This window comes from Pseudomonas sp. A-RE-22, assembly GCF_019956035.1.
GTDB classification, from domain to species: domain Bacteria; phylum Pseudomonadota; class Gammaproteobacteria; order Pseudomonadales; family Pseudomonadaceae; genus Aquipseudomonas; species Aquipseudomonas brassicacearum.
Genome location: NZ_JAHBCZ010000034.1, coordinates 41,814 through 53,491, shown reverse-complemented (window position 1 = coordinate 53,491; position 11,678 = coordinate 41,814). Strand labels below are relative to the sequence as shown.

Below are 11,678 nucleotides of genomic sequence, written 5' to 3'. Positions count from 1 at the left end.
GCTCAGGGGGGAGCGGCAATCTCAATAGTTTTATTCGCTTTCTGAAAACGAGCTGTGGCAACCGCACCCTGAAAGCTTACAACTACGACGAAACCGAGATGAATACGCAGCAAGGCGCCCATCATCCTCTGTATTACCTACGCTTAGCTAGCCAAGCTGATTGGTTGGACAAGCTATTCAGTGGGGTAGACCCTGATAATTGGCTGGCCGGATATTCGAATCTGTGGAGGGGCATGAATGAATTGTCGTTTGGCAATGGCGAGGCTGAGTGAGGTCAGGTGGTAGCAACCCAATCTGACGTATCGCCTTGGCACTGCATACGCGATCGCCCTTAATGTGTTGTCCCGCGGGCGCAAACCCTGAGACACCCTGCTGACCATCAAAGAGGCTCAGATTTGGCTAGGCTCCCACATGTGATTGATATCCAAGCCAGTGTCGATTCTATCAATGCTGAGATATTTGAAGTTTTACGTGATGCGAAGGTGCTCGCCCGGCGTTACTACCGGTTAACGGGCAAGCCGTTGGGCATCACTGGTGAGGTGGCTGAATTCGAAGCGGCGACAAAGCTTGGCTTGGATCTGCATTGCGCCAGAAAGGCTGGCTACGACGCTACCGAAATCAGAAATGGCTGCCCTGTGCATATCCAGATCAAAGGTCGGTGCGTGGTGAACCCGGCCAGGATAGTCGGCCGATTGGGCTCTATTGATTTGGGGCAACCCTTCGACGCTGTGCTGTTAGTGTTGCTTGACTCTGATTTCAATGCTTTTGCTATGTACGAGGTCAGTCGTGATGCGGTGGTTACTGCCCTGACTAAGCCGGGGTCAAGAGCTCGCAATGAACGGGGTTCGTTAGGGATTCGACAGTTTATCGCAATAAGCTCGCAGCGTTGGCTGCGTCAATAGACGCATCCTACGAAAGGAGTTGTTGTAGGCACCACATGGCGCAATATGATGATGCTTCTATAAGATTGGTGACTTTTAGCTCATCATTTTTTCGTAGTGCCCTCCAAAGCCGGTCTTTACAAAAACCTGCTTGAAGCGCGCTATATAATTCTCTGGAGATACTTCCCCGAAATCAGTTAGGTTGATTGCGTCGGAGTGAGACTCTCTATTTACGTATCGATAGAGGGCACGAAATTCAGTGTCTTCTTCCTCCAGTGCCAGCAAGGTTTGTTGCAACTCATCTTGCCGATGAACAAAGGCAAAGTAATACTCAAGAATGTTACGCATCATGTTTGGGATCACGTTTACGGATGTACGCCCTTCCTGTGCATCCTTGATGGTCTGCCAGAAGGATTGATAGTCATTCTGTATTTCATTGGACTTCATTGGTGTGATGGTGCTATAGACCGCTTTAGTGATCCGGAATAGCGAAAATTCGTCCGACCTTTTCAAATGCTTCAGCATTTCGTGAAAAAAAAACAGATTGTGCGTAAGGATGAATATCTGTTTAAAGCGGTCTTTGGGGCTGAGCACGCGACGATAAATTAGTGACGCTATATCATAGATATAATTGTGCGAAAGGCTCGATATAGGGTCGTCAATGACGATGGCGCGATTGCTTTTTAGCTTGCCGCCTTTGCTGTCCAGCTCTCCATTGCAGACTTCCAAAAAATATAAAAAGGAAATCAGAGTTTTCTCGCCCTCACTGAGGGTCTTGAAGACACCTGTCGCTTGATTGGGGCGTTGAAGCTTGTACTGGGGAAGCTCGCCATCCTCTCTGACGACGGTAAAACCCTTGAGCCCTAGCATATTGAGTGAGACGTTGATGCTGTCGATGGACTGGTCAATATTCGTAATTTTTGCTTTGCTTGCGATAATGACGTCCCGGTGAACTTGTGCTTTTTGGCGGATATCTTCGATCACCTTACGTTTTTCATTGCTTTTCTTTTCGTGCTCCTCGTAAGCCTTTTTTGCAGAGGCTATCAGGGGGTCGCAGTTGATTCTAAAACAGTTCCAGAACTGTACCTTTATTTTCTCTAAGTGATTTTTTTTGTCTTTCACTTTCAGATTGAATGCATCAATCTTAGCTTGTTCTGCCGCGACCAAGGTATTGAGCTTAGCTAGGATATTGCCTGTAGGATGAAGGGTAATAGATACGGAGGGACTCGCTAATTTGGCTGAGAGGCTTTGGATATTTTTTTGCAGATTAACTTCCAGCTCCGCGATGGGGGCTTGAAAAATAGGTAGCTGATATTCCGTTCGACGATATTGAAGTTGGAGGCGTCCAGCCCCTGTTTCATATCGGGCCTTCAATGCAGTCAGTAGTTTTATTCTCTCATCATAGGTCTTATCAAATACCTTGCTGATCTCATTGTAAAATCCCTCCGGAAGCGTCTGCTGACAAAATGGGCAGCGTTGGTCTTCCTTGTTCACGAGCCCTAACGCTTGCTTGACCCAATCTGAATTACCCAATTCGCGAATCAGCGCTGAAAGATAAGAGTCGCCGGAGCCGGTAATGACTTCCTGTAGCACCGCATCTTGCTCAATGTCGCCCTCCGGAAATCGGAAAACCGAGATGCCCGGCAATTCAATGTCACTCGCAGATTGCAGCTGCGCAGCCTCAGCCATCAGAGTTTCAACTGTGTTGGATGCCGGTAAGAGCTTCAGCTGGAGGACTTTTTCGGCCAGCTTTTCTTTGGTATGGAAAGAGGTAAAACAATACTTCAATGCGGAGTTGTCGAACGGTTTCTTAAGGGCCCAAAGCTGCTCTCGCAATTTTTCCTCATTCGCTTTGTGAGCCGCTGCGAGTGCAAGTCCCGTGTTCACTTCGATCTGTCGTTCTTCTGCGAGCTTCTTGAGCGCAGCCTCCGCAGCCTCCAGTGCTTTCTCAGCCTCAATGTTGCCTTCGTTCAGCGTGAACACGCCAGGTTGGGAGCTCGCGTGAAAATTTTTCTCCGTGAAGGTGTGGTTGTACACCAGGACTTCACGTTCTGCGTCAGCAGGCTGAGTGCTGCATTGGTAATAGATCACATCCGCCGGATCCTGCAAAAAATTACCAATCGTGGTCTTCCCGGTTCCGTTGTGCCCGTAGAATACGTTCACCTTGGTAAGCGGCCCAATCGTTGAGCTCTTGTCGGGGGAGTAGCTGGAAACACCGCGCAGAATGATATTTTTTATCACGAGGCTATCCTTGGCAAATGGAGCGAGGAAGGAGGTGAGCGTTATGCTGTGCCTCAAGCATAGAGCTGAATAGCCATCATCGTTGGGGCCATCAAGAAATCCCAAGATTTTTGTTATATCTCCCCAACTGATCCTCCCCACCTACCCGAAAAATATTCGCCAGATAATCCAGCAACACCACCTCATCCCCATTGATCATCTGCCGCGCATAGGCCGCCGAAAACGGTGTGTCGTACTTGGTCGGGTCACGCGGTTTATGCGTCCCCAACTGATACTTCTTGCCGGTAATGGTCATGGTCGTGACCAGCGGTATCTCGTTCACCAGCCCCCCATTGTTGAACACCTGAACGTTGGAGCGGCATTGCAACTGCACACTCTTGAACGGCGTGACCAGCTTCTTGGCCGCCTCAAAGTACAGGCTGTTCCATGTGATTTTGCCTTCCGGCTTATCGATGCCATCCGGCAGCTCGATCAGCCCAACCATGCCCAGCCCCTGAAAGTCACTCGTCACGGTTTTGATGGTGCCCAGATCTATCTCTTCGCATTTGCCGAAAAGTTGGTGCCATCGAGGTAGACGTTGGCATTGGAAATACGGTGTGCGCTAAAGCCTGCCATTTATGCAACTCCGCAGCGCCTGCCACCATCGGAACCGTCGGAATGGTTCATGGAAGAACAAGAGCCCAACTTGACCCAGCGCATGCTCAACGAATTGTCGCCATCACCGACGCCGGCGACCGGGGGCTGATCGCGCTGAAGGCGTGTCAGGCATATGTCAGCGAAGTGAATCAGCGATAGGCTTGATCAGGTCGGGCCCGGATTCTGCACAATAAAAAGCCCGGAGCTGGGCCGGGCCTAGATTTGTGATGCATGACGGATAGTGGAGAGCAGAGCCATTATTTCACAACTTTATTTATCTCCCTCCTCAAGATCCAGAGGGATCGTATTCCCGTAACGCGGGTGGATCAGATTCAGTTTGTCGATAAAGTCTTCATAATCTTTGCTTAGCTTCATGATGGTCACCGCTGAGGCCAGATGCTCTCTCAGTTTTGGGTGCCCAGTGTCAACCGTGAGCCGTCTGTGGAGATGCCCTTTTTTTGCATTTTTGCTGCTCTCCTTTTTCAACTCAGCCAGCAGCCCGGGGGCGAGACGCTTATAAACTATATCGTTTGTAAGAACGCCAAAATATTGCGGCCTATAATTTGCATTTTTTGGTGGGTAATCAAGCCCGCGAAGCTTGAAAATATACTCATAGAATTCTGAAGGAAAGGTCTTTACATACGGCTGGAGTTCCTTCGCAACAAACGCTTCCAGGATCTGTGCCAAGGCATCCTTGGCACGATCTTTCTGATATCCAGTGGCTTCGTCGACGAGGGCAATAATGCCGACGCGAGCGAATCCACGAACCAGTACTTCACACTGCTGAGCAATGTGCGTTTGTTGATAGTTTAGTGTTGCTGCTTTTCTCGCTGACAGCACCGCCTCGCAGATATCTGCCAAGACAGTTGCGGGATAACCAAAAGTTACAACGCTCCCGTTAGTTCCTGATAGGAAGCGAATAGGGGTTGTGATCGCCGCCAGTAACCCCTCAGAAACAAAGGGGTTTACGCCTTTTGACTCAAGAAAAGAGAGCATTCGGTCACCACCACTCCCCGTCCTACTTCCTCGGCTCATTCCGAGGCCTGTAAAGAGACCTCGCTGGGATAAAACTCGGGTGCCGTCCTCTAGGACATAGCAGGGGATTTCTGTGTCGCCGATCTTGAGCGGATGCTCCGTTGAGCCATGTGTTGCCTTTGGGAGATTTCTGATCTCTGCCTTCGCCTTGGCGGCATTCTTGGCTATCTCAGTTCTACGTTCTGGGGTTAGCGAGGCCGCTCTCGCTTTCCCGCCCACAGCTTTCCCAGTCGGTTTTTCAGCGATTTTCTTCTCTTCCTTATCAATTTTCTTTGGCATAGCGGAAACTCCTAGTTGGCGATCTAGGATGAATTTAAACTTGCATGACATTATTATGCAAGCAAAAAGTATATTTTGCTTGCAGGAGGCGAGGTGTGACTGTCGTGATCAAGGTAGGAGTATTAGCTAACCTAAGTCGCTTCGCCTACCAGAACACATGGCTTCAGAATGGAGGCTACTCAGCTTCCCCCACAATCCTCCTGCCGTCACCTCATCCGCATAACCTGTCAGCCGCCTCTCATTCTCGTGAAGGATGGCGGGCCGTCCAGCAATCAATGCTGTATGCGTTCGGACGATGCTGGGGTCGACGAGCTGCCCATGTCACTAAGGCGTCATCATGACCGCGAGCGTCATCTTGATGAACTTCTCGTTCCTGTCGATCGTGTCCAAGGCTCCGCTGCCGTTGGCGTCAATCTCGGTTGATCCATGCTCCTTAACCTAGTTCGAAAGCTCCTTGATAGCTGCTTCAAGGGTGAGCTGGTTTTCGTACATCTTGGAGAGCAGAGAGGAGAGGCAGGTCAGAATTTGGCATGGACGATTCCCCAAACGATGGAATCAGCGTAGCAGGTAGGGGAAGGGTATCGGTCGGCAGGACGCCGGAGATGGGTACTATTGTAAGAATATACAACGCTAAGTTATTGACTCTTATAGCTCGTATTGCTGGTTTTGGATGTCTATCAAAATACTTTATTTCGTTATAAAACAAGTGGTACGCTCGTTCCATAGTCACCCCTGATATGGTGGGAGTCTTGCGTGCCAGCTGAAAGGGGGAAATGCTTATATGCTCAGCACGCAAGAGCAAGGGTTGCTATGAGCCTTCCCAGTGTTCATCGACGATCACCTTACCGTTGATATCGGTCTGGCGGACCGTCTGTGTTCTTCTGAAGCCTTTCACCGCCGTGTGATCGGTGTGTATCACCTTTCCAACAACCTGCCCGTCAGCGTTTACGACGGAGTATTCATTTATATCCTCTTCCGCCATGAAACCCTTTGAACGAGAGCTCTCGAATTTCAGCTCTTCGCCTGGGTTGAGCTTCACCTTGTCATTCAGCATGGTTCGATCCTTGATTGGGATTTGTGTGGGGCGCAAACATACCATACCGCCGAATAAATCAGGGGAGGTCAGGTTCTTCCATCCAGCCTTGGGCAAAACTTACGCTGCAGGCCACGAGTTTACGTTTGCATAATCACAAAAAAACTTGATGTTTTGTGGGATGGTAATTTAGCTATATTCATTTAAAAACAACGGCTTAAATCTCTATGGTCCCCGGCATGGGGTGCTAGGTTCTGTACGAAATCCTTTGAAACCGCCGTCACCGCACTTGAACACTGATATTCGGTAAAGTTCGCGCCCATCGAAGGCAGGAGGCCACGATGGTGAAACGGTACGAAATTCCCGATGCAGCCTGGGAGCTGGTTGCTGACCTCTTTGAACAACCCCGGCGCAATGGTCGGCCGAGAGCCGATGATCGTTTGATGCTCAATGGCGTGCTCTGGGTGCTTTGCTCAGGCACCGCATGGCGCGACATGCCCGAGCGCTTCGGGCCCTGGCCAACGGTCTACCAACGGTTTCGGGATTGGCGTCACCAAGGAACGTTCGACCTGATGCTCAGGCGGCTGCACATTAAGCTGAACGAGCAAGGATTGATCGACCTGGAAACATGGATGATCGATTCCACAGCTGTACGCGCAACCCGAGCTTCATCAGGCGCCGGAAAAAAAGGGGGCCTGATGAACCTGCAGACCATGCGCTAGGCCGCAGTCGCGCAGGCCTGACGACCAAGATTCATATGCTTTGCGACGCCAACGGCATACCGCTGCGTTTTCTACTTTCGGGCGGACAGGCCAGTGATATCTCGTATGCCCAGCCACTGCTCGATGAAGCCTATATCCCCAGTTTGCGCGGTCGTCCTCGCAAACGATGTCGCTGGCTTTTGGCCGACAAAGGCTACGATGCTGAGGCTCTGCGTCGCTACTGTGACCGTTACCGAATGCAGCCGGTAATCCCTCTGCGATCCATGAAACGCAAACCCAAGCCCGGTTTGCCTCGCTTGTTTGATCGGCCAGAATACCGGCAGCGCAACATCATCGAGCGCATGTTCGGCTGGCTGAAAGAAAACCGCCGCATCGTCACACGCTTCGACAAGCTCGCGAAAAGTTATGCTGCGATGGTCTCGTTAGCTTGTGCTGTGCGGTGTTTGCGACATTATTTTTCGTACGGTGCCTAACATCCGGTGCCCGCACAATCCGGGTGATGTCAGCGACGTCAACAATGCCTGGGTGGCTGAGCTGAAAATCCAAAGCCGTTTCCAACATTCCTGCCTCATCCACAGCTTCTGTCATGGACGAAACGGCCCTAGTGCTCATCCAACAATACATCTGTTTATCGCGGCTTACCTTGAAGCACTGTTGCGAGAATCGGTCATGGCCGACAACGCCACGGAGGTCGCTGCTGTGCGCGTCTCTACACCTAACTTCACATACACATGTTCCAGATGTTTGTTCACGGTGCGTGGGCTCAGATCGAGAATGGTGCCAATGTCGCGGTTGGTCTTGCCGCAGGCCACCCAGCGCAGAACCTCGACTTCCCGACCAGTGAGCTGAAAGCGTGCCGACAGCACCCTGTGCGCCGGCTCGTCGTCCAGGCTCGGCGCGGCTGGCTGTGACGCCGCTCGGGCCGACAGCAGGATGCGCGAGGTGCGCAGGTGCGCGGCGACCCTGGCCAGCACTTCGTCGGTCTGGATCGGCTTGGTCACGTAGTCGCTGCCACCCACTTCAAAGCCCTGGACCACATGCCTGCTTTCCGTCAGTGCGGTCATGAACAGCACCGGAATATCGGCGTTGGCCGGTTGCTCCTTGATCCGCCGGCAGGTCTCGAAGCCGTCCAGGCCCGGCATCATCGCATCCAGCAGGATCAGGTCCGGACGCCGACGTTCGATGCGGTTCAGGGCGCTGAGCCCGTCGAGGGCCACCAGCACCATGTAGCCGGCATCGTTGAGGGCGTCGGAGAGCATGGCGAGGTTGTCCGGGGTGTCGTCCACAATCAGCACGACACCGGGTTCAGCGACTGTGGTCAGTGCATTCATCTTCTGCCTCCTTGAGGGCGCGGTTGATTTCGTCCAGGCGAAAGTTTTTCAGCAGCTTGCGTAGCGAACTGATGAAAGGGGCGGTGGCTGGCGTCTCGGCCTGGATGGCGTCGAGTTTTTCGTGCAGACCGCGTACGTAGCCGATGGCGCTGAGTTCGCCGAGGGCGATGAGGTCAGGCTGTGAGGGCAATATCCCCGGTTCGGGGAATGTCGCAGGGGCTGGTTTTTCGCGGCGCAGCCAGTGCAGATCCAGCTGCTTCTGGATCCGTTCGAGCAGCTCCGGGGTGTGTACCGGCTTGGCAAGGTAGTCGTTGCAGGCACTGGCCAGGCTGCGCTCGCGCTCGTCGTTAAAGGCATTGGCCGATATCACGATGATCGGTGCCGTGGACAACGCATTGCGGCGGATCAGCCGGCTGGTTTCCCAACCATCCATCGTCGGCATCGACAGGTCCATGAGGATCAGGTCCGGCCCCAGCAGGGCGACCTGGCGAATCGCTTCCTGGCCGTTGCTGGCCTGGACCACTTCAAAGCCCAGGGGCGTGAGCATGCCGCTGAGGACCTTGCGATGGTCCACATGGTCGTCCACTACCAGCACCAGACGCCGCGGCCCCCGGTAGCCGATGATGTCGTGTTCGACATGGATCACCGCCTGCGGCACCCGTACTTGCGAGAGAAACAGGCGCACCTGGAAACAGGTGCCCTTGTCCTGCTGACTCTTGACCTGTAACTCGCCGCCCATCAACGAGGTGAGCATGCGAGTAATGGTCAGGCCCAGGCCAACGCCCTTGTCCTGGCGCATCAGATCACCGCGTTCGAAAGGCTGGAAGATTCGCTCGATGTGCTCGGGGTCGATGCCGATACCCGTGTCGATGATGTCGAAGGTTGCCGTCTCGCGCATGTAACTGACCCGCAGGCAGACCTCGCCGCTGTCGGTGAAGTTGACCGCATTGCCCAACAGGTTGATGAGGATCTGCCGGACGCGCTTTTCGTCGCCTCGCACCACCGCCGGCATCTTGCCGATCAGCTCCAGGCGAAAGCGCAACCCTTTGTCCCGGGCTTGTGGGGTAAACATCAGCTCCAGATCGTGGATCAGTTCCGGGAAGGGGATTTCCGTCGCTTCCAGGCGCAGTTTGCCGGCCTCGATCTTGGCCACATCGAGCAGGCCGTCGATCAGTGACAGCAAGTGCGAGCCGCTGCGCAGGATGGTCGCCAGGGCATCCTGATGCTGCTCCGGCATGGCCGCGTCGCGCTGCAGGATCTGGGTAAAACCGAGGATGCTGTTCAGCGGCGTACGCAGTTCGTGGGACAGTCCGGTGACGTAGCGACTCTTGGCCGCGTTGGCCGCCTCGGAAGCCTCCTTGGCATCTTGCAGGGCCTGGTCGGTCAAGCGGTGGGCTTCGATTTCCTGCATCAGCAGCTGGGTCTGGCGGTCCGATTCTTCCTGGGCCACGTGGCGGCTTTCCCGCGTCAGAACCACCCACCAGGCGAGGATGGCCGCCAGTACCGAGAGCGTCAGGAAGGCCTTGAAAAATGCCTGGTACAGCGTCGCCTGGGCTTGCGGCGAGTGGGGCAGTCCCTGGGAGGCCTGGCCATAGATCAGCGCCAGAGCGCCGCTGAGCATCAGGATCAGCGCGAGCAGCAGGCCCAAGTAATGCACTAGCCGGGTGTGCAGGCGTGGCACCGTTGCATTGGGCAGCAACCAATGCAACAGCGCTTCGAACTGCGCCGACAGACGCCCGTGGGGTTTGCAGCGATCGCCGCAACGCGCGTCCAGCGAACAGCAAAGTGAGCAGATGGGCGTGCTGTAGGCCGGACAGAAAGCCATGTCGGCGGTTTCGAACGGGTTGCTGCACAGGCCGCAGGTGATCTGCGTGCTCGGTGCCACCGGTTGCAGCAGTAGCGGATCGCTGGTGCGGGCGATGTAATAGCGGCTGCGGGTGGCCCAGGCCAGCAGCGGGGTCATGACCAGCGAGGTGCCGAGGGCGACGAAGGGCGGGGCGGCCTGGGCCAGCGCACCAAATAGACCGAAGTGGGCGAGGACCGACAGCAGCGAGGCAATCAGCATGGAGCCGACGCCCACCGGGTTGATGTCGTAGAGGTGAGCGCGCTTGAACTCGATGTGTTTCGGTGACAACCCCAAGGGTTTGTTGATCACCAGGTCGGCGACCACCGAGCCGATCCAGGCGATGGCGATGTTGGCGTAGAGACCGAGCACCTGGTCGATGACGTCGAATACCCCCAGTTCCATCAGCATCAGGGCAATCGCCACATTGAACACCAGCCAAACTACGCGGCCGGGGTGACTGTGGGTGACCCGGGCGAAAAAGTTCGACCAGGCCAGGGAGCCGGCGTAGGCGTTGGTCAGGTTGATCTTCATCTGCGAGACGAAGACGAACAGCACCATGGCCGCCAGGGCCCATTCCGGTGAGGCGAACACATAACCGAAGGCCACCAGGTACATCTGGGTCGGTTCTGTAGCGCGTTCGATGGGGATCTCGTGTTGCAGGGCGAGAAACGCCAGGAAGGCGCCAGCGAACATTTTCAGGGCGCCGGGCAGGATCCAGCCGGGGCCGGCGCAGAGTAGGGCGGCCCACCAGCGCCTGCGGTTGGCCGCGGTTTTTTCCGGCAGGAAGCGCAGGTAGTCGACCTGTTCGCCGATCTGCGTCACCAGGGACAGGGCCACGGTACAGGCCGCGCAAAACGCCAGTAGATTGAAATCGCCGCCGCCGGTATCACGGCCCTGAAAACTGGTCCAGTCGCTGAAGGCCTCGGGGTTTTTCAGCAGTACAAACAGGTAGGGCAGCACCAGCAGCGCCAGCCACAACGGTTGGGTCCAGAGTTGCAGGCGGCTGATCAGGGTCACCCCATAGGCCACCAGGGGGATCACCAGCACAGAGCAGATCACATAGGCAAAGGCCAATGGGATATGGAAGTACAGCTCCAAGGCCAGGGCCATGATCGCTGCTTCCAGGGCGAAGAACAGAAAGGTGAAGCTGGCGTAGATCAGCGAGGTGATGGTCGAGCCGATGTAGCCGAAGCCGGCACCGCGGGTCAACAGATCCATATCGACGCCGTAGCGGGCTGCGTAGTAGCTGACGGGCAGGCCGGTGAGGAAGATGATCAGGCTCACGGCGAGGATCGCCCAGAAGGTGTTGGTGAAGCCGTAGCTCAGGGCCAGCACCCCGCCAATCGCCTCCAGGGCCAGGAACGACACCGCACCCAGGGCGGTGTTGGCGATGCGCAGTTCCGACCACTTGCGAAAGGACTTTGGTGTGTAACGCAGGGCGTAGTCTTCCATGGTTTCGTCGGCGACCCAGCTGTTGTAGTCGCGACGGATCTTGGCGATGCGCTGGGTGCCAGGTGGAAGCACGGTGAAAGACTCCTGGGGTCAAGGCGCTCCGTGCCTGGCGGGTGTGCCCGTGGCGGATAGCCGAGCAATTTTCATGCCCTGCACCACGCCGTCTTGCCGCGCCAGCTGGTGCCTGCGCGCGCGTCCGCGCAGTGCCGGTCGGTCGGGACC

Annotated in this window: 8 protein-coding genes and 3 pseudogenes; 4 read left to right on the top strand and 7 right to left on the bottom strand. The window is 55.1% G+C overall.

The annotated features are described in order from the left end of the window. Together KGA89_RS18350 and KGA89_RS18345 are read left to right on the top strand one after the other, a co-directional pair. Positions 1-272, top strand: a pseudogene (locus tag KGA89_RS18350) (hypothetical protein); the annotation flags it as partial. A gap of 141 nt (positions 273-413) precedes the next feature. Beyond that, the gene (locus KGA89_RS18345) at positions 414-902 is read left to right on the top strand and encodes a hypothetical protein (protein ID WP_223472218.1); all 489 of its coding nucleotides are present in this window, start codon (positions 414-416) and stop codon (positions 900-902) included. Between the two features lie 75 nt (positions 903-977). Here the strand turns inward: KGA89_RS18345 and KGA89_RS18340 are convergent, their stop codons facing one another. Next, complete coding sequence (locus KGA89_RS18340) at positions 978-3,122, bottom strand: AAA family ATPase (protein ID WP_223472217.1); 2,145 nt, start codon at positions 3,120-3,122, stop codon at positions 978-980. A gap of 91 nt (positions 3,123-3,213) precedes the next feature. Further along, positions 3,214-3,633: a phage major tail tube protein gene (locus KGA89_RS18335; RefSeq protein ID WP_317846364.1), complete on the bottom strand. Its 420-nt coding sequence runs from the start codon at positions 3,631-3,633 to the stop codon at positions 3,214-3,216. Positions 3,634-3,749: 116 nt separating this feature from the next. Here KGA89_RS18335 and KGA89_RS18330 point away from each other — a divergent pair. After that, positions 3,750-3,917, top strand: a pseudogene (locus KGA89_RS18330) (lysis protein); the annotation flags it as partial. A 111-nt stretch (positions 3,918-4,028) separates the two neighbouring features. Here the strand turns inward: KGA89_RS18330 and KGA89_RS18325 are convergent. From KGA89_RS18325 to KGA89_RS18315, 3 genes and pseudogenes are all read right to left on the bottom strand, one after another. After that, the gene (locus KGA89_RS18325) at positions 4,029-5,072 is read right to left on the bottom strand and encodes a P63C domain-containing protein (RefSeq protein WP_223472216.1); all 1,044 of its coding nucleotides are present in this window, start codon (positions 5,070-5,072) and stop codon (positions 4,029-4,031) included. Between the two features lie 324 nt (positions 5,073-5,396). Beyond that, a pseudogene (locus KGA89_RS18320) lies at positions 5,397-5,604 on the bottom strand (hypothetical protein). A 276-nt stretch (positions 5,605-5,880) separates the two neighbouring features. Then, complete coding sequence (locus KGA89_RS18315; protein WP_223472215.1) at positions 5,881-6,126, bottom strand: hypothetical protein; 246 nt, start codon at positions 6,124-6,126, stop codon at positions 5,881-5,883. A 320-nt stretch (positions 6,127-6,446) separates the two neighbouring features. Between KGA89_RS18315 and KGA89_RS18310 the strand changes: the two genes are divergently transcribed. Further along, positions 6,447-7,300 (top strand): IS5 family transposase gene (locus KGA89_RS18310; RefSeq protein WP_223472214.1). Its coding sequence is split into 2 segments (ribosomal slippage): positions 6,447-6,788 and positions 6,791-7,300, totalling 852 coding nucleotides; the frame shifts between segments, so codons are not numbered across the junction. Between the two features lie 165 nt (positions 7,301-7,465). On the opposite strand, the gene KGA89_RS18305 is transcribed toward KGA89_RS18310, so the two are convergent. Further along, positions 7,466-8,158 carry a response regulator gene (locus KGA89_RS18305; RefSeq protein ID WP_053162973.1) on the bottom strand — a complete coding sequence of 231 codons (693 nt, stop codon included), beginning with the start codon at positions 8,156-8,158 and terminating at the stop codon, positions 7,466-7,468. After that, on the bottom strand, positions 8,133-11,528 hold the full coding sequence (locus KGA89_RS18300; RefSeq protein ID WP_223472213.1) for an ATP-binding protein: 3,396 nt from the start codon (positions 11,526-11,528) through the stop codon (positions 8,133-8,135). Before KGA89_RS18300 ends, KGA89_RS18305 begins: the two co-directional genes overlap by 26 nt. Between the last annotated feature and the right edge of the window lie 150 nt (positions 11,529-11,678).